Genomic DNA, 17,284 nt, shown 5'->3' with positions numbered 1-17,284 from the left:
TGACCGAGGTCACGGTGCAGCCGGCGATTGTTTTTATCATGGCCAGGCAAGGCTTGATCCTTTCTGCTAACCCGGACCCGTCATCATGACCACCCCGACCCTGGCTGGCAGCCCATCGCTGACCAACCACGACCCACGCCCGCGTCTCGATCACAAACCCGGCCGCACCACCCTGACCCTGTTCTTCGGCCTGCTCGCAGCAGGCCTTGTGTATACCGCCTGGAGCCTGTTCCGCGACATCGATGCCACCGGCACTGTGGTCACCACCTGGACGCCCTTTTTATTGCTCGGCCTGGCGTTGCTGATTGCCCTGGGCTTCGAGTTCGTCAACGGTTTTCACGACACCGCCAATGCCGTGGCCACGGTGATCTACACCCATTCGCTGCCGCCGTCGGTGGCCGTGGTGTGGTCTGGCTGTTTCAATTTTCTCGGCGTACTGCTGTCCAGTGGCGCGGTGGCCTTCGGCATCATCGCCCTGCTGCCGGTCGAGCTGATCTTGCAAGTCGGCTCCTCGGCGGGTTTTTCCATGGTCTTCGCCCTGCTGCTATCAGCGATCATCTGGAACCTGGGCACCTGGTGGCTGGGCCTGCCGGCATCGTCCTCGCATACCCTGATTGGTTCGATCATCGGCGTCGGCATCGCCAACGCACTGATGCACGGGCGCGACGGCATCAGCGGGGTGGACTGGAGCCAGGCCAGCAAGGTCGGCTATTCACTGTTGCTCTCGCCCCTGGTGGGTTTTGCCTGTGCGGCGCTGTTGCTGCTGGCCCTGCGCATGCTGGTCAAGCGCCGCGAGCTGTACCAGGCGCCGGTGGGCAACACCCCACCGCCCTGGTGGATTCGCGGGCTGCTGATTCTCACCTGCACCGGGGTGTCCTTCGCCCATGGCTCCAACGACGGGCAGAAAGGCATGGGCCTGATCATGCTGATCCTGGTTGGCACCTTGCCCATGGCCTACGCCCTGAACCGAACCATGCCAGCCGAGCAATCCTTGCAGTTCGCCGCTGTGGCCGAAGCCACCCAGCAGGCCTTGCAGCGCAGTGCGCCGCACACCGCGGTGGACGACCCCCGCCAGACTCTCAGCGCGTTCATCCGCCAGCCGCAGGCCAGCGCCGAACTGCTGCCGGCCCTGGCAGAGCTGGCCGGCATGATCGGTACCGAGGTAAAGGGCTATGGTTCGCTCAACCGCGTACCCGCCGAGGCCATGGCCAACGTGCGCAACGATATGTACCTGACCTCCGAGGCCATCCGCCTGATCGACAAACACCAGTTGGGCAACTTCGATGCCGATACCCAGGCCAAGGTGCAGGTGTTCAAGCAACAGATCGACAGCGCCACCCGTTACATACCAGTGTGGGTGAAGATCGCCGTGGCCATCGCCTTGGGGCTTGGGACCATGGTTGGCTGGCGGCGCATCGTCGTGACCGTCGGCGAGAAGATCGGCAAGACCCACCTGACCTACGCCCAGGGCGCCTCGGCCGAACTGGTGGCGATGTGCACCATCGGGGCTGCGGACATGTACGGGCTGCCGGTGTCGACCACCCACGTGCTGTCGTCCGGGGTGGCCGGGAGCATGGTCGCCAATGGCTCGGGCCTGCAGATGCGCACCGTGTTCAACCTGATGATGGCCTGGGTGCTGACCTTGCCGGCGGCGATTGTGTTGGCTGGCGGGTTGTACTGGGTGTTGCGGCAGGTGTTCTGACTTGACTGTACCGGCCTTATCGCGGGGCAAGCCCGCTCCCACCGGTTAGCGCCGCGCGACCATCACCCAGTCGCGGTGGCGCTCCGGGCCGCACTCGAACAGCGCCTCGCCAACCTTGGCAAAGCCATTGCGCTGGTAGAAACGGATAGCCCGGGCATTCTGTTGGTTGACCGTCAGGCGAATGGCCCCGCACACCTTGGCCAAGGTGTCGTCGAGCAACAGCTGCGCAGCACCGAGGCCATGTTGCTCGGGCAGCACATAGCAGCGGCTGAGCTCCGGCAGGCCGTCTGCCTCGGCAATCCCCAAAACCTGGGGTGCCGTGTCGATCAGGCTGTAGCCCACCACTTTACCCAGGTACTCCAGCACCCGCAGGCGCTTGCGCCGGTTGAGCAGGTGCAGGACAAAATGCTCGGGCTGCAGCTGGGTGTCGATGTATTCCTGCAACGCCTGGGCGGCAGCATCCGGGGGGCTGGCCAGGGCGAAGGTCTGGCCGGCAACATGGCTGAGTGCCTCGGCATCACTGGGCCGGGCAACACGGGTAGTGAAGGGCATGCAGCAACATCCTGTCGATCGGGCGATACCTCCATGGTATGCCCGATCCCCTAGAAGGCAAAACAGGAACAACCAAAGGCGCCCCAAAAGCCCTGAAAGTCACTGACCGGTACCGAAGATTGCCGAGCGCGCTGATGGTGGTGGGCATGCACCGCACAGGCACCCACGCATTGATGCACCTGGGCGGTGAGCGCAGCGCCCTGGCGCCAGTGCCCGGGCACCTTGGCCACCGGCGACCAGTCGGGCAATACCGGCAGCGTCGGCGGGTCGAGCCGGGCGAACTCGGCGGCGCCGTACACCACCTTTCCATCGACCAGGGTCAGTACCGATTCCAGGTGCTTGATCGCTTCGGCGTCGATGCTGAAATAGTCGGCGCTCAACGCCGTCAGGTCCGCCAGTTGGCCGACCTTGATCTGGCCCTTGTTGCCCTGCTCGCTGGAGAACCAGGCGCTGCCATGGGTGAACAGCGACAGCGCGGTATCGCGGTCCAGGCCCTGCGGGTACAGCTCCAGGCCGCCGACAGTACGCCCGCTGACCAGCCAGTACAGTGAGGTCCAGGGGTTGTAGCTGGACACCCGGGTGGCATCGGTGCCGGCGCCGACCGGGATGCCTTCAGCGAGCATGCGCTTGATCGGCGGCGTGTGCTGGGCGGCCTTGGCGCCGTAGCGCTCGACGAAGTATTCACCTTGGAAGGCCATGCGGTCCTGAATGGCAATACCGCCGCCCAAGGCTTTTACCCGCTCGATGTTCTTCGGGCTGATGGTTTCGGCATGGTCGAAGAACCACGGCAGTCCGTTGAAAGGGATATCGCGATTGACCTTCTCGAACACCTCGAGCATGCGCGAGATCGATTCGTCGTAGGTGGCGTGCAGGCGAAACGGCCAACGCTGCTCCACCAGATGGCGCACCACCGGCTCTAGATCGCCCTCCATGCTGCCAGGCAGGTCCGGACGCGGTTCGAGAAAGTCCTCGAAGTCGGCGGCGGAGAACACCAGCATCTCGCCGGCACCGTTGTGGCGCAGAAAGTCGTCGCCCTGGCCGTATTTGACGCTGCTGGTCCAGTTCTTGAAGTCGGACAGTTCTTCCTTGGGCTTTTGGGTAAACAGGTTGTAGGCGATGCGCACAGTGAGTTGCCTTGTCTTGGCCAACTGCTCGATAACCGCATAGTCATCGGGGTAACTCTGATAGCCGCCACCGGCGTCGATGGCACTGGTCAGGCCCAGGCGGTTGAGTTCGCACATGAACTGGCGCGTCGAGTTGACCTGGTATTCCAGCGGCAGCTTCGGCCCCTTGGCCAACGTCGAGTAGAGGATCATCGCGTTGGGCCGGGCGATCAACATGCCGGTCGGGTTGCCGTTGGCATCGCGCTGGATCTCGCCTCCTGGTGGGTTGGGCGTGTTGCGGTCGTAGCCGACCACACGCAGGGCGGCTCGGTTGAGCAAGGCGCGATCGTACAGGTGCAGGACGAACACCGGCGTGTCTGGCGCCGCCTGGTTCAACTCGTCGAGGGTCGGCAAACGGCGCTCGGCGAACTGGAACTCGTTCCAGCCTCCCACCACCCTCAGCCACTGCGGCGCGGGCGTGCGCAAGGCCTGCTCCTTGAGCAGGCGCAAAGCATCGGCCAACGACGGCACGCCTTCCCAGCGCAGCTCCAGGTTGTAGTTCAGGCCGCCGCGGATCAAATGCAGGTGCGAATCGTTGAGCCCGGGGATCACCGTGCGTTGCTTGAGGTCGATGACTTGGGTCGCCGGCCCGCGCAAGGCCATGACCTGGGCATCATCGCCCACCGCCACGAAGCGTCCATTGCGAATGGCCACCGCAGTTGCTTGCGGCCGCTCGCGGTCTACCGTGTGCAGCAGGCCGTTATGCAGGATCAGCTCGGCCGCCACAGCCGTTTCGGTGCCGCGTAGAATGGCTCCGGCGGCCAGTGGCGCCGTCGAGTACATGGCCCCGGCGGCGCCCACCACGGAACTGGCAGCGATAAAACGGCGGCGACTCTGCTGATCCTGGTTCATGGCGGCTCCTGAGGCGCGGCATTGCCGGGCGAACAAAAGCTAAACGATAGACCAGCGCCGACGCCGTACCAGTCAACGCCGACGAAACAACGGCCGCGGCTCGATCACCGAACGCCCGTACAGCACGCTCATCCCCGCCAGCCCCTGCAACGCATCCGTAGCGCATTTGTCTTCACGCACCGCATAGCTGTCGAAGCCGCACTGGCGCATATGGCTGAGCTGGTCGCGCAGCACATCGCCAATGGCGCGCAGCTCGCCGTGCCAACCCAGGCGAGTGCGTAGCAGGTAGGCCTGGCTGTAGCCACGGCCGTCGCGAAAGCTGGGGAAGTCGACGGCGATCAGCGGCACCTGCGCCAGCCACGGCCGCAGCGGCTCGACTTCGTCGTCCGGCCCCAGCCACAAGCCGTCGCGACCCGGCAGGCGCTGGGCGCGAGTGGCGAGCCAGCTGGCCAGCGGCAAAATCAGCAGGCCGTCGGGCAGCACTTCGCCGGGTTCGCGCAACAACTGCCAGGGATCCGGCTCGATCAACTGCGCCTCGCCGTTGCGCAGGGCAATCACATTACGCATATCAACTCCTCCGGGCGCTTGCCGTAGACCCGCTCCTTGAAGGGTTCCAGGCCGACCCGACGCACGGTGTCGACAAACGGTTCGTCCAACTCGCGGTAGGCGCAATAGGTAGCGATGATCTGCTCGATCACCCGCGGAATCTGCGCAGCGCTGAACGACGGGCCGATGACCTTGCCCAGGGTGCTGTGCTTGCCCTGGGCGCCGCCCAGGGTGACCTGGTACCACTCGCTGCCGTTCTTGTCGACGCCAAGAATGCCGATGTTGCCGATGTGGTGATGGCCGCAGGCGTTGATGCAGCCAGAGATGTTCAGGCTCAGTTCACCCAGGTCGTGCAGGTAGTCCAGATCATCGAAGCAGCGCTGGATCGACTGGGCAATGGGGATCGAGGTGGCATTGGCCAGGGCACAGAAGTCGCCACCCGGGCAGGCAATGATGTCGGTCAGCAGGCCGATGTTGGCAGTCCCCAGACCGCGCTCGCAAGCCAGGCGCCAGAGCGCATGCAGGTCGCGCTTGCGCACGTCAGGAAGAATCAGGTTCTGCTCGTGGGCAATGCGGATCTCGCCGAAGCCGAACTGCTCCGACCAGTCGGCCACCGCCTCCATTTGCTCATCCGTCAGGTCGCCCGGTGGCGAGCTTTCCCCCGGTTTGGTCGAGAGCACCACGCTGGCGTAACCGGGGACCTTGTGCGGCTTGACGCAGCAGGCCACCCAGCGGGCGAAGGCATGGTCCTGGGCCAGGTGCGTGTCGTAAGCCAGTTCAGTGTCGACGACGCTGTCGTAGGCCGGCGGCTCGAATGCGCTAGCGACGCGCTGGAACTCGTCCTCGGTGAGTTGCGCCGGGCCATCCTTGATGTGCTGCCACTCCTGCTCCACCTCGCGGGAGAACGCCTCGATGCCCAGCGCCTTGACCAGGATCTTGATCCGCGCCTTGTACTTGTTGTCGCGTCGGCCATGGCGGTTGTAGACCCGCAAAATGGCCTCGACATACGACAGCAGGTGCTGCCACGGCAGGCCCTCGCGGATCTGCAAACCGAGGATCGGCGTACGCCCCAGGCCGCCGCCGACCATGACCCGCAGGCACATCTGGCCATGGCCATCGCGGTACAGGTAGAGGCCGATGTCATGCATCATGATCGCCGCGCGGTCCTCGATGGCCGAGCAGATGGCGATCTTGAACTTGCGTGGCAAGAACAGGAACTCGGGGTTGATGGTCGACCACTGCCGCAGGATCTCGGCCAGCGGCCGCGGGTCGAGCAGCTCATCGGCGGCGACCCCGGCAAAAGCTTCGGTGGTGATGTTGCGCACGCAGTTGCCCGAGGTCTGGATCGCATGCATCTCGACTTCGGCCAGGCGCTGGAGGATGTCCGGCACCTGGGCCAGCTCGATCCAGTTGAACTGGATGTTCTGCCGGGTGGTGAAGTGCCCGTAGCCGCGATCGTATTCTCTGGCGATCTGCGCCAGGGTACGCATCTGCTGCGCCCCCAGGGTGCCGTAAGGGATGGCCACACGCAGCATGAAGGCATGCTTTTGCAGGTACAGGCCGTTTTGCAGGCGCAGGGGCAGGAACTCTTCTTCACTCAGTTCGCCAGCCATGAACCGGCGTACCTGATCGCGAAACTGCGCCACGCGCTCGAACACCAGCGCACGGTCATACTCGTCATAGTGATACATGGTTCGGACCTCATCAGGGAGGCCCTTACTATGGCTTTTGGGTGTACTGGGTTACAGATTCAGGTTATCGGGATTAATACGGATCAGATGAGCTGGGCGCCTCACCTGGCAAGGCCTTGCGCCTGACGCTGGCGGTACACCCCCGGCGTCATCTGCGCGTAGCGCGCAAAGAAGCGGCTGAAATACGCCGGGTCCTTGAAGCCCAGGCTGTAGCAGATCTCGTTGGCCGAACTGCCGGTGAATAGCAGCATGCGCCGTGCCTCCTGCATCAAGCGTTCAAGAATCAGCCGCTTGGACGGCAGGTCGGCGATGCGCCGGCACACTTCGTTGAGCCGCGCCTCGGTGACACCCAGGCCCCGGGCGTAGCGCGCCAGCGGCCAGTGTTCGAGGTAGTGGGCCTCGATCAGTTCGTTGAAGCGGTGGAACAGTTGCAGGTCGTCATGGCGGGTCTGGCGTGCCGGCAGCGAGCGCGCGCACAGCCGCAGCAGGCTGGTCATGATCAGCCGCGTCAGGCTTTGCAGCGCCGCCTCGCGCCCGGCCTCGCCGGTGTTGATCTCACGGTGCAGCTCACCGAACAGCAGCGCCAGCCGCCGCGCCTCGGCGGCGTATTTGGGTTCCAGGCCGCTCAAGGCGACACAGGCCGGGGCCACCTGCGGCCCCGGCGCCAGGCTGGGATCGGCTTGCAGCAGTTGCCAGACCAGTTGCTGGCGCACGGTCAGGACATGGCCGTCGGCGTCGGGCTCTGTGACAAAAGAATGCGGAATGGTCGGCGGTGTCAGAAAGAACATCGGCCCCGATTCGACGTACTGCTGGTCATCCAGGTACACCCGCACCGTGCCGCTATTGACGTAATGCACCTGGAAAAACCGGTCATGGCGGTGCACCGGCATGTTGCGACCGAAGAACCCGGCCAGGTTGCCAAGCTTGTCGTAATGCACCTCGGCATCGCTGTAGCGCTGATCGTAGACCTGGCCGATGTTGATATTGGGGATTGGCTGGCGCTCGTTCATGGCCCTGCTCGCTGTTCTTGTTGTTGTGCCACCAGCTTACTCCTGCAGCAAGCCGCTTGCATTTCGTTAACATCTTAATTATAACGTTAACACATTAACAATTATTCGAGCAGGGACCCTGCCCTGCCCCAGCCAGGAGAACCCCATGAGCCGTGCCTTGCACGATGCTGCCAGCGGTACCCTGTTCGGCGTTGCGCTGAACTACCAGGGGCTGCTTGACCAGCATCTCGCCGCATTCGAGCAACCGCCGTACCAGAAGCCGCCGGTCAAGCCGGTACTGTTCATCAAGACTCCCAACACCCGTAACGGCCATGGCCAGCCGGTGGTCTATCCGCACGGCATCGAGCACCTGCAACCGGGCCCGGCCCTGGGCGTGGTGATCGGCAAGCGCGCTACCCGGGTCAGCGTCGACAACGCCCTGGCGCATGTCGCCGGCTACACCATCGTCAATGAATTCAGCCTGCCCGAAGACAGCTACTACCGCCCGGCGGTCAAGGCCAAGTGCCGCGACGGCTTCTGCGCCCTGGGCCCTGAGCTGGTGCCGGCCACGCAGGTTGCCGACCCGCAGCAATTGAGCATCAAGCTGTTCATCAACGGTGAACTGCGCCAACACAACAGCACCGCCAACATGGTCCGCAGCATCGCCCAGCTGATTAGCGAAATCAGCGAGTTCATGACCCTGCATGAAGGCGATGTGCTGATCACCGGCACCCCGGAAGGCCGCGTCGATGTGCTGCCGGGCGATCAGGTTGAAGTCGAGATCAGCGGCCTGGGTCGCCTGACCAACAGCATCGTTGCCGCCCAGGAGAATCGCTGATGAAACACGCACGTATCCGCTACCAGGGTGAAGTCCACGCCGTTACCGTCGAGGCCGACAATGCCGTGCGCCTGGCTGATGGCCGGCTGTTGCCGCAGCAGCAGGTCGAGTGGCTGCCGCCGGCCACCGGCAGCATGTTCGCCCTGGGCCTGAATTACGCCGACCACGCCGCAGAGCTGGCCTTCACTCCGCCTACCGAGCCGCTGGCGTTCGTCAAGTCGGTGGGCACCTACACCGGCCACAACCAGGTCAGCTGGCGCCCGGACAACGTCGCCTACATGCACTACGAGTGTGAACTGGTGGCGGTGATCGGCAAGCCGGCGCGCAACGTCAAGCGTGAAAATGCCCTGGAGTACCTGGCCGGCTACACGGTGTGCAACGACTACGCCATCCGCGATTACCTGGAGAACTACTACCGGCCCAACCTGCGGGTGAAAAACCGCGACGCCACCACCCCGGTCGGGCCATGGATCGTCGACGTCGCCGATGTGCCGGATGCCAGCAACCTGACCTTGCGCACCTGGATCAACGGTGAGCTCAAGCAGCAAGGCAGCACCCAGGACATGATTTTCGACATCCCCTACCTGATCGAATACCTGTCCAGCTTCATGACCCTGCAGCCGGGCGACATGATCGCCACCGGCACCCCCGAGGGCCTGGCCGACGTGGTACCGGGCGATGAAGTGGTGGTCGAAGTCGAAGGCGTCGGGCGCCTGGTCAACCGTATTGTCAGCGAAGCCGAGTTCTTCGCCCTCAACCGCCAAGAGGCATGAGCAAGATGATCAAACACTGGATCAACGGCCGTGAGGTCGAAAGCAAAGATGTGTTCGTCAACTACAACCCGGCCACTGGCGAGGCCATTGGCGAAGTCGCCAGCGGCGGCGCCGAGGAAGTCGCCCAGGCCGTAGCGGCAGCCAAAGAAGCCTTCCCCAAGTGGGCCAACACCCCGGCCAAGGAACGCGCCCGGTTGATGCGCAAGCTCGGTGAACTGATCGAGCAGAACGTGCCGCAACTGGCCGAACTGGAAACCCTCGACACCGGTTTGCCGATCCACCAGACCAGGAACGTGCTGATCCCTCGCGCTTCGCACAACTTCGACTTCTTCGCCGAAGTCTGCACGCGCATGGATGGCCACAGCTACCCGGTCGACGACCAGATGCTCAACTACACCCTGTACCAGCCGGTGGGTGTGTGCGGGTTGGTGTCGCCATGGAACGTGCCGTTCATGACCGCCACCTGGAAGACCGCGCCGTGCCTGGCACTGGGCAACACCGCGGTGCTGAAGATGAGCGAACTGTCGCCGTTGACCGCCAACGAACTCGGCCGCCTGGCCGTGGAAGCCGGGATTCCCAACGGTGTGCTCAACGTCATCCAGGGTTATGGCGCTACCGCCGGTGATGCCCTGGTGCGCCACCCTGACGTGCGGGCGATCTCCTTTACCGGCGGCACCGCCACCGGCAGGAAGATCATGCAGACCGCGGGCCTGAAGAAGTACTCCATGGAGTTGGGCGGCAAGTCGCCAGTGCTGATCTTCGAAGACGCCGACCTTGAGCGCGCCCTGGATGCGGCGCTGTTCACCATCTTCTCGCTCAATGGCGAGCGCTGCACCGCCGGTAGCCGCATCTTCATCCAGCAAAGCGTGTACCCGCAGTTCGTCGCCGAGTTCGCCGCACGGGCCAAGCGCCTGATCGTCGGCGACCCGCAAGACCCGAATACCCAGGTAGGCTCGATGATCACTCAAGCCCACTATGACAAGGTCACCGGCTACATCAAGATCGGCATCGAGGAAGGCGCCACCCTGCTCGCTGGCGGCCTGGAGCGCCCAGCCAACCTGCCGGCGCACCTGGCCCGTGGTCAGTTCATCCAGCCAACGGTGTTTGCCGATGTGAACAACGACATGCGCATCGCCCAGGAAGAGATCTTCGGCCCGGTGGTGTGCCTGATCCCATTCAAGGACGAAGCCCAGGCGCTGCAACTGGCCAACGACACCGAGTATGGCCTGGCCTCGTACATCTGGACGCAGGACATCGGCAAGGCGCATCGTCTGGCCCGTGGCATCGAGGCGGGCATGGTGTTCATCAACAGCCAGAACGTGCGCGACCTGCGCCAACCGTTCGGCGGGGTCAAGGGCTCGGGCACCGGCCGCGAGGGTGGGCAGTACAGCTTCGAGGTGTTTGCCGAGATCAAGAACGTGTGTATCTCGATGGGCAGTCATCACATTCCGCGCTGGGGCGTCTGACCCCCTGGAGGAGCGGGCTTGCCCCGCGATGCGGTGTTGCTGCCAATGCACAATCGCGGGGCAAGCCCGCTCCCACAACAAGAACAACAATTTTCAGGAGTTCCATCATGGGCGAAGTCGTCCTCGCAGCCAAAGTCTGCCACGTACCTTCGATGTACCTGTCCGAACTGCCCGGCAAACATCACGGCTGCCGCGCAGCGGCGATCGCCGGGCACAAGGAAATCGGCCGCCGCGCCCGCGAGCTGGGCGCCGACACCGCCGTGGTGTTCGACGTCCACTGGCTGGTCAACAGCGGCTACCACATCAACTGTGGCGAACACTTCAAGGGCACCTACACCAGCAACGAGCTGCCGCACTTCATCAAGAACATGGACTTCGAGTACCCCGGCTGCCCGCAGTTGGGTGAACTGATAAGCCAGGAAGCCAACGCCGCCGACGTACGTACCCTGGCCCATAACATCCAAAGCCTTGAACTTGAGTACGGCACCCTGGTGCCGATGCGCTACATGCACATGGATGTGCCAGACGAACAAAAGCTCAAGGTCGTGTCGATCGCTGCCTGGTGCGCCTGGCATCGCCTGGAAGACAGCTTCGCCTTCGGCGCCGCCGTGCGCCGGGCCATCGAAAAAAGTGACCGCAAGGTGCTGGTGCTTGCCTCGGGTTCGCTCTCGCACCGTTTTTCGGACGACCGCAATGCCGAAGCCAACATCCACAACTGGACCCGCGAGTTCGACAAGCAGATGGACCTGCGGGTAGTCGAGCTGTGGAAGCAAGGCCGCTTCAAGGAGTTCTGCGCGATGCTCCCGGACTACGCCAAGCACTGCTACGGCGAAGGCGGCATGCACGACACGGCGATGCTCCTGGGCCTGCTCGGCGGCGCCGACTACGACAAGCCGGTGCAAGTGCTGACCGAGCCGTTCGGCAGCTCCGGCACCGGCCAGATCAACGCCATCTTCCCCCTGTAACAGCCCCCTGTGGGAGAGCCTCATGCCGCATTTCATTGCCGAATACACCGACAACATCGAGCAACAGGCCGACCTGCCCGGCCTGTTCGAGAAGGTCCATGCCAGCCTGGGCGCCAGCGGCGTATTCCCGCTGGGTGGTATCCGCAGCCGTGGTGTACGCCTGGACACCTGGCGTATGGCCGATGGCAAGCATGACTACGCCTTCGTCCACATGACCCTGAAGGTCGGCCACGGTCGTGACCTGGCCACCCGCACCCAGGTCGCCCAGGCGCTGTTCGAGGTGATCACCGCGCATTTTGCCGAACTGCAAGGCCAGCGCCTGCTGGCCCTGTCATTCGAGATGATCGAGCTGCACCCGCAGCTGAACTTCAAACAGAACAACGTCCACGCCTTTCTCCACAACCAGGCGGGTTGAACCACAGCCACCCGCCCTACCACAACGGCCCTCTGACAAAAAGTACAAGATCATGAGCCCAGCCAATACCGCAGAACTCGCCGCCCTTGCCCAACATGACTCGACCCACAGCAAGATCACCTGGCGGCTGATGCCGCTGCTGCTGATCTGTTACCTGTTCGCGCACCTGGACCGCATCAACATCGGCTTTGCCAAGATGCAGATGAGCAGCGACCTGCACTTTAGCGACACGGTCTACGGCTTTGGTGCCGGGCTGTTCTTCATCGCCTACGCGTTGTTCGGAGTGCCGAGCAACATGGCCCTGGACCGGATCGGGCCACGGCGCTGGATCGCCACCTTGATGGTGGTCTGGGGCACGCTGTCGACCAGCATGCTCTGGGTCGAGTCGGCCCAGGGGTTCTATGTTTTGCGCTTTTTGCTCGGGATGGCCGAAGCCGGCTTCTTCCCCGGCATTCTGGTCTACCTCAACCGCTGGTACCCGGCCCGCCGCCGTGGGCAGATCACGGCGCTGTTCGCCATCGCCGTACCCATGGCCGGTGTGGTTGGCGGGCCATTGTCCGGAGGCATTCTTGAGCTGTTCCACGACGCCGCCGGGCTGCGTGGCTGGCAGTGGATGTTCCTGATCGAGGGCGCGCCGGTAGTCTTGCTCGGCCTGGTGGTGCTCAAGTGCCTGCCGGACAGTTTCGAAAGCGTCAGCTGGCTGAGCAGCGAGCAGAAACAACGCCTGCGCGAGCAACTGAGCCAGGAGGAGCAACGTAAATCCATCACCTCCTTCGCCGGCATCCTGCGTGACAGCCAGGTCTGGCTGCTGGTGGCGGTGTACTTCGCGGTGATGCTGGCGGTCAACACCCTGGCCTTCTGGATGCCGACCCTGATCCACGGTGCCGGCATCGGCAGCGATGGCCGGGTCGGCCTGCTCAGCGCTGTGCCTTACCTTGCCGGGTGCTTTTTCATGATTGCCTGCGGGCGCTCCTCCGATCGTCAGCGTGAACGCCGCTGGCACCTGTGCGTACCGCTGCTGATGTCGGCCATCGGCATTGCCATGGCAGGCCTGGTGCCGGGCAACCCGGTGCTGGTCCTGGGCGGGCTGATCATCGCCGGCATGGGCGCCAGCGCCGCCTTGCCGATGTTCTGGCAACTGCCCCCGGCGTTCCTGTCGAACACCACCCAGGCCGCCGGCATCGCCCTGATCAGCTCGTTCGGCAGCATCGCCGCGTTCCTCGCCCCTTACCTGATCGGCTGGATGCGCGACACCACCCAGAGCGCCAGCCTTGCGCTGTTCGTGCTGGCGCTGTTCATCACCCTGGGCGGCTTGCTGGTGCTGCGCACCAAGGCTGCCATCGTCAACCCTCAGTAAGAGACTTTGCCATGCTTGACCACAGCCAGATCCTGCACGCCGCCGCTCAGCTGGAGCGCGCCGAACGCAGCCGCGAACAGGTGCGGCAGTTCTCCCTGGAGCACCCGGGCATCAGCATTGAAGACGCCTACGCCATCCAGCGTGCCTGGGTTGCGCAAAAGATCCGCGACGGGCGCAAGCTGGTCGGCCACAAGATCGGCCTGACCTCGCGGGCCATGCAGGTGTCGTCGAACATCAGCGAGCCGGACTACGGTGCGCTGCTCGATGACATGTTCTTCGACGAAGGCAGCGACATCCCCTTCGAGCGCTTTATCGTGCCGCGGGTCGAAGTGGAGCTGGCGTTCGTCCTCGGCAAGCCGCTCAAGGGACCGAACGTGACCCTGTTCGATGTGCTCGACGCCACTGAATGGGTGATCCCGGCGCTGGAGATCATCGATGCACGCATCCAGCAGATCGACCCGCAGACCCAGGCCACCCGCAAGGTCTTCGACACCATCTCCGACAACGCCGCCAACGCCGGCGTGGTTATGGGCGGACGCGCGGTGCGCCCCGGCGATATCGACCTGCGTAAGGTGCCGGCGGTGCTCTACCGCAATGGCGTGATCGAAGAGTCCGGAGTCTCGGCGGCGGTGCTCAACCACCCGGCCAAGGGCGTCGCCTGGCTGGCCAACAAACTGGCGCCCTATGATGTCACCCTCGAAGCCGGGCAGATCATCCTCGGCGGCTCCTTCACCCGCCCGGTGGCGGCCAACCCCGGCGACACCTTCCATGTCGACTATGACATGCTCGGTTCGATCGCCTGCCGTTTCGTTTGAGGACTTGCCCATGGACATGCCCGTCAACCGCTTCAAACAACGCCTGCAACGCGGCGAAGCGCAAATCGGCCTATGGCTCGGCCTGGCCGAGCCGTACTGCGCCGAGCTTGCCGCCAACGCCGGCTTCGACTGGCTGCTGATCGACGGCGAACACGCGCCCAATGACCTGCGTGGCATGCTTGGCCAGTTGCAGGCCATTGCCCCTTATCCGGCCCAGGCGGTCATCCGCCCGGTAATCGGCGACACTGCGCTGATCAAGCAGGTGCTGGATATCGGCGCGCAAACCCTGTTGGTGCCGATGGTCGAAAGCGCCGAGCAGGCGCGCGAGCTGGTGCGCGCCATGCACTACCCGCCCAAGGGTGTGCGCGGCGTCGGCAGTGCCCTGGCGCGGGCCTCGCGCTGGAACAGCATCCCCGCTTACCTGGACCAGGCCGATGAGCAGATGTGCTTGCTGGTGCAGATCGAAAGCCTGCAAGGGTTGGAAAACCTCGACGCCATCGCTGCGGTCGAGGGCGTTGACGGGGTGTTTATCGGGCCGGCGGACTTGAGCGCGTCCATGGGCCATCGCGGCAATCCTGGGCACCCCGAGGTACAGGCGGTGATTGAGCAGGCGATCGTACGGATTCAACAGGCCGGCAAGGCGGCGGGGATTCTCAGTGCCGATGAGACCCTGGCGCGGCGCTACCTGGAACTGGGCGCCGGGTTTGTCGCGGTGGGAGTGGATACCACGGTGTTGATGAAGGGGTTGCAGGGGTTGGTGGGTACGTTCAAGGGGGATGTGGTGGCGGTGTCCGCTCCATCTGTGTATTGAATGGGCCGGCCTCATCGCGGGGCAAGCCCGCTCCCACAGGATTCTACCGCCGTACCTGCTTCAACTCCTCCAGCAAGCCCAGCAGCGCCTGCAGCTTCTGCTCGCCAAACTGCTCCTGGATCCGCTGGTAGTTGCCCTCCATGCACTGGCTCATCGAGGCAAAAATCTCCTCGCCTTTGTGCGCCAGGTTGACCAGCACCCGGCGCTGGTCATGCTCGGCCTTGCGCCGGCTGACCAGCCCGGCAGCCTCCATGCGCACCAGCACGCCCGTCATGCTCGGCTTGAGGATGCAGGCCAGCTCCGCCAGGCGGTAGATCTCCATTTCCCCCTGCTGGCGCAAGATACGGATCACCCGCCATTGCTGCTCGGTCAGCCCATGCTGGTTGAGCGAGGGGCGGAAAAAACCCATGGCCGCTTCGCGGGCTTGCAACAAGGTCAGGGTCAGGGAGGGGCGTGGCTGGGGCATGGAAGGGCTAATCTTCAGGCTATTTTGTTAACACTTTAACAAAATCAGTGCCTTGCCACAGCCCTGGCACCGGCAGTCAAGCCGTGCGGCAGGCAGGATCAAGACGCCCGCGTGCTACAGGGCCTTAATGGAGCCCATCAGTACTTCACTTTTCAGGCTGCGCCATGATCAACATCGAAACGCCGACCTACTACACCGCCACCAAAAAATACAACCTGAGCTTCCCCACCCTGGAAGAGGACGTGGACGCCGACGTGGTCATCATCGGCGGCGGCTTCTCCGGGATCAACACGGCCCTGGAGCTGGCGGAAAAAGGCATCACCAATATCGTCGTGCTCGAGGCCCGCTACCTGGGCTTTGGCGGCACCGGGCGCAATGGCGGGCAGATCATGGCCGGCATCGGCCACGACCTGGAGAAGATCAAACAGCACGTCGGCGACGACGGTCTGCGGCAGATCTTCGAGATCAGCGACCTGGGCGCCGACATCATCAAGAAGCGTATCGCCAAGTACGCCATCGACGCCGACTTCTGCCACGGTTACGGCTACCTGGGCTTCAATGCCCGCCAGGAAAAGACCCTGCGCGCCTGGGAAAAGGACTTCAAGTCGGTCAACTCCCAGCACGAGATCCGTTTTCTCGGTGGCAGCGAGGTCAAGCAGATCATCGGCTCCGACGCCTACAGCAGTGCCCTGCTGCACATGGGCGGCGGCCATGTGCATTCGCTCAACCTGTTGCTCGGTGAAGCCAAGGCGCTCAGCGAACACGGTGTGCGCCTCTTCGAGAACAGCCCGGCGCTGCAGGTGCAGTACGGCGAACGCATCCGCGTGCGTACCGGGCGCGGTTCGGTGACCGCCAGCAAGCTGCTGTGGGCTTGCGACAGCTTCCTCAACAAACTGGAACCGGAGCTGCACCGCTCGACCATCAACACCTACGCCTTCCAGATGATGACCGAGCCGCTGTCGGACGAACTGATCCAACGCATCAGCCCGATTCGCGGCGCCTACAGCGACATCCGCCCGGTGATCGACTATTACCGCGTAACCAACGAAAACCGCCTGCTGTTCGGCGCCGCCACGCCACTGGTGGAGCACATCCCCCGTGATCTCAAGGCCTGGAACCGCAACCTGATGCTGAAGATCTTCCCCTACCTCAAGGACGTGAAGATCGACCTGGCCTGGGGTGGGCCAATGGCCTGCAGCCCCAACCTGTTCCCGCAGATCGGCACCTTGCCCGGTCGGCGCAACGCCTTTTACGTGCAAGGTTATTCCGGCTTTGGCGTCACCCCCAGCCACATCATCTGCAAGGTCCTGGCCGAAGGCATGAGCGAAGGCTCGGCGCGTTATGACCTGATCAGCTCGGTGCCACGCCCGACCATCCCGGCCAAGGACCAACTGCGCTCAGTGCTGCTGACCGCTGGCAAATCCTGGCACCAGTTGTCCGGCTATTGGAATGGCCGGCGCTGAACTCATTTCCATTCAACCCTCAAGGAACACTGCCATGACCCTGACTGCCATCAAACAGACTATCCAGCTCAACGAACTCGACGCCTGGGGCACCGTAGCCGACCTGGGCTCGGAAATACTCGAAGGCGAAGTGCGCGCCTTCGGCAAGATGACCTTCGGCGCCCCGACCGACCCGGTCAGCAGCGCCTACTTCGGCACCACCACCGGCAAGTTCCGCATGGTCTACCCGTTCAACGAACAGGCGGTGGTGGTCACAGGCCAAGTGCGTTTGACCGATGAAGCAACCGGAGTGAGCCGCACCTACAACCCGGGTGACAGCTGGTTCGTCAGCAAGGGCACGCCTGTGTTGTGGGAGATTCTCAGCGAGAGCTTTGTGAAGCATTACTTTGCGGTGGTCTGACTAACAGCATCGCGGGGCAA

Annotated in this window: 17 protein-coding genes; 11 read left to right on the top strand and 6 right to left on the bottom strand. The window is 63.6% G+C overall.

The window, feature by feature from the left end; translation table 11 throughout:
- Window positions 1–85: 85 nt before the first annotated feature.
- Window positions 86–1,702 (top strand): inorganic phosphate transporter, encoded by a 1,617-nt coding sequence (locus EXN22_RS12315; protein WP_130264307.1) that lies wholly within the window; start codon window positions 86–88, stop codon window positions 1,700–1,702.
- Window positions 1,703–1,747: 45 nt separating this feature from the next.
- On the opposite strand, the gene EXN22_RS12310 is transcribed toward EXN22_RS12315, so the two are convergent.
- The 5 genes from EXN22_RS12310 to hpaA form a co-directional block, all read right to left on the bottom strand.
- On the bottom strand, window positions 1,748–2,254 hold the full coding sequence (locus tag EXN22_RS12310) for a GNAT family N-acetyltransferase (RefSeq protein WP_130264306.1): 507 nt from the start codon (window positions 2,252–2,254) through the stop codon (window positions 1,748–1,750).
- 50 nt (window positions 2,255–2,304) lie between these two features.
- A complete protein-coding gene (locus EXN22_RS12305; RefSeq protein WP_165392280.1) occupies window positions 2,305–4,143 on the bottom strand; it encodes an amidohydrolase in 1,839 nt (612 codons plus the stop codon).
- A 198-nt stretch (window positions 4,144–4,341) separates the two neighbouring features.
- Window positions 4,342–4,836, bottom strand: a complete 495-nt coding sequence (locus EXN22_RS12300) for a DUF934 domain-containing protein (protein WP_130264304.1) — start codon at window positions 4,834–4,836, stop codon at window positions 4,342–4,344.
- On the bottom strand, window positions 4,824–6,506 hold the full coding sequence (locus tag EXN22_RS12295; RefSeq protein WP_130264303.1) for a nitrite/sulfite reductase: 1,683 nt from the start codon (window positions 6,504–6,506) through the stop codon (window positions 4,824–4,826). Before EXN22_RS12295 ends, EXN22_RS12300 begins: the two co-directional genes overlap by 13 nt.
- A gap of 101 nt (window positions 6,507–6,607) precedes the next feature.
- A complete protein-coding gene (gene hpaA, locus EXN22_RS12290) occupies window positions 6,608–7,516 on the bottom strand; it encodes a 4-hydroxyphenylacetate catabolism regulatory protein HpaA (RefSeq protein ID WP_130264302.1) in 909 nt (302 codons plus the stop codon).
- Between the two features lie 145 nt (window positions 7,517–7,661).
- Between hpaA and EXN22_RS12285 the strand changes: the two genes are divergently transcribed.
- The 8 genes from EXN22_RS12285 to hpaI all read left to right on the top strand — a co-directional run bounded on the left by EXN22_RS12285 (window position 7,662) and on the right by hpaI (window position 14,935).
- The gene (locus tag EXN22_RS12285) at window positions 7,662–8,333 is read left to right on the top strand and encodes a fumarylacetoacetate hydrolase family protein (protein ID WP_130264301.1); all 672 of its coding nucleotides are present in this window, start codon (window positions 7,662–7,664) and stop codon (window positions 8,331–8,333) included.
- Window positions 8,333–9,106 carry a fumarylacetoacetate hydrolase family protein gene (locus EXN22_RS12280; protein ID WP_130264300.1) on the top strand — a complete coding sequence of 258 codons (774 nt, stop codon included), beginning with the start codon at window positions 8,333–8,335 and terminating at the stop codon, window positions 9,104–9,106. Before EXN22_RS12285 ends, EXN22_RS12280 begins: the two co-directional genes overlap by 1 nt.
- A 5-nt stretch (window positions 9,107–9,111) precedes the next feature.
- Window positions 9,112–10,572: a 5-carboxymethyl-2-hydroxymuconate semialdehyde dehydrogenase gene (gene hpaE, locus EXN22_RS12275; protein WP_130266810.1), complete on the top strand. Its 1,461-nt coding sequence runs from the start codon at window positions 9,112–9,114 to the stop codon at window positions 10,570–10,572.
- 107 nt (window positions 10,573–10,679) lie between these two features.
- Window positions 10,680–11,537: a 3,4-dihydroxyphenylacetate 2,3-dioxygenase gene (gene hpaD, locus EXN22_RS12270; RefSeq protein ID WP_130264299.1), complete on the top strand. Its 858-nt coding sequence runs from the start codon at window positions 10,680–10,682 to the stop codon at window positions 11,535–11,537.
- A 22-nt stretch (window positions 11,538–11,559) separates the two neighbouring features.
- Window positions 11,560–11,952, top strand: coding sequence for a tautomerase family protein (locus EXN22_RS12265; RefSeq protein ID WP_130264298.1), 393 nt, complete (start codon window positions 11,560–11,562; stop codon window positions 11,950–11,952).
- Between the two features lie 52 nt (window positions 11,953–12,004).
- Window positions 12,005–13,309, top strand: a complete 1,305-nt coding sequence (locus EXN22_RS12260; RefSeq protein WP_130264297.1) for an MFS transporter — start codon at window positions 12,005–12,007, stop codon at window positions 13,307–13,309.
- An 11-nt stretch (window positions 13,310–13,320) separates the two neighbouring features.
- A complete protein-coding gene (gene hpaH / locus EXN22_RS12255) occupies window positions 13,321–14,124 on the top strand; it encodes a 2-oxo-hept-4-ene-1,7-dioate hydratase (RefSeq protein WP_130264296.1) in 804 nt (267 codons plus the stop codon).
- 10 nt (window positions 14,125–14,134) lie between these two features.
- Window positions 14,135–14,935: a 4-hydroxy-2-oxoheptanedioate aldolase gene (hpaI, locus tag EXN22_RS12250; protein WP_130264295.1), complete on the top strand. Its 801-nt coding sequence runs from the start codon at window positions 14,135–14,137 to the stop codon at window positions 14,933–14,935.
- A gap of 43 nt (window positions 14,936–14,978) precedes the next feature.
- On the opposite strand, the gene hpaR is transcribed toward hpaI, so the two are convergent.
- Window positions 14,979–15,401: a homoprotocatechuate degradation operon regulator HpaR gene (gene hpaR / locus EXN22_RS12245; protein WP_130264294.1), complete on the bottom strand. Its 423-nt coding sequence runs from the start codon at window positions 15,399–15,401 to the stop codon at window positions 14,979–14,981.
- Between the two features lie 164 nt (window positions 15,402–15,565).
- On the opposite strand from hpaR, the gene EXN22_RS12240 reads away from it, so the two are divergent.
- Window positions 15,566–16,864 carry an NAD(P)/FAD-dependent oxidoreductase gene (locus EXN22_RS12240; protein ID WP_130264293.1) on the top strand — a complete coding sequence of 433 codons (1,299 nt, stop codon included), beginning with the start codon at window positions 15,566–15,568 and terminating at the stop codon, window positions 16,862–16,864.
- Window positions 16,865–16,898: 34 nt separating this feature from the next.
- Window positions 16,899–17,264, top strand: coding sequence for a cupin domain-containing protein (locus tag EXN22_RS12235; protein WP_130264292.1), 366 nt, complete (start codon window positions 16,899–16,901; stop codon window positions 17,262–17,264).
- Window positions 17,265–17,284 lie beyond the last annotated feature (20 nt).

The organism is Pseudomonas tructae, assembly GCF_004214895.1.
Classification (GTDB): domain Bacteria; phylum Pseudomonadota; class Gammaproteobacteria; order Pseudomonadales; family Pseudomonadaceae; genus Aquipseudomonas; species Aquipseudomonas tructae.
Note: the sequence above shows the minus strand (reverse complement) of the source record. Positions and strands in the feature narration are given on the sequence as shown.

Coding starts and splice junctions, on each gene's coding strand:
- EXN22_RS12280 (WP_130264300.1), top strand. CDS start 8,333: ATGAAACACGCACGTATCCGCTACCAGGGTGAAGTCCACGCCGTTACC.
- EXN22_RS12235 (WP_130264292.1), top strand. CDS start 16,899: ATGACCCTGACTGCCATCAAACAGACTATCCAGCTCAACGAACTCGAC.
- hpaA (WP_130264302.1), bottom strand. CDS start 7,516: ATGAACGAGCGCCAGCCAATCCCCAATATCAACATCGGCCAGGTCTAC.
- hpaI (WP_130264295.1), top strand. CDS start 14,135: ATGGACATGCCCGTCAACCGCTTCAAACAACGCCTGCAACGCGGCGAA.
- hpaH (WP_130264296.1), top strand. CDS start 13,321: ATGCTTGACCACAGCCAGATCCTGCACGCCGCCGCTCAGCTGGAGCGC.
- EXN22_RS12260 (WP_130264297.1), top strand. CDS start 12,005: ATGAGCCCAGCCAATACCGCAGAACTCGCCGCCCTTGCCCAACATGAC.
- EXN22_RS12265 (WP_130264298.1), top strand. CDS start 11,560: ATGCCGCATTTCATTGCCGAATACACCGACAACATCGAGCAACAGGCC.
- hpaR (WP_130264294.1), bottom strand. CDS start 15,401: ATGCCCCAGCCACGCCCCTCCCTGACCCTGACCTTGTTGCAAGCCCGC.
- hpaE (WP_130266810.1), top strand. CDS start 9,112: ATGATCAAACACTGGATCAACGGCCGTGAGGTCGAAAGCAAAGATGTG.
- EXN22_RS12315 (WP_130264307.1), top strand. CDS start 86: ATGACCACCCCGACCCTGGCTGGCAGCCCATCGCTGACCAACCACGAC.
- EXN22_RS12295 (WP_130264303.1), bottom strand. CDS start 6,506: ATGTATCACTATGACGAGTATGACCGTGCGCTGGTGTTCGAGCGCGTG.
- EXN22_RS12300 (WP_130264304.1), bottom strand. CDS start 4,836: ATGCGTAATGTGATTGCCCTGCGCAACGGCGAGGCGCAGTTGATCGAG.
- hpaD (WP_130264299.1), top strand. CDS start 10,680: ATGGGCGAAGTCGTCCTCGCAGCCAAAGTCTGCCACGTACCTTCGATG.
- EXN22_RS12310 (WP_130264306.1), bottom strand. CDS start 2,254: ATGCCCTTCACTACCCGTGTTGCCCGGCCCAGTGATGCCGAGGCACTC.
- EXN22_RS12285 (WP_130264301.1), top strand. CDS start 7,662: ATGAGCCGTGCCTTGCACGATGCTGCCAGCGGTACCCTGTTCGGCGTT.
- EXN22_RS12240 (WP_130264293.1), top strand. CDS start 15,566: ATGATCAACATCGAAACGCCGACCTACTACACCGCCACCAAAAAATAC.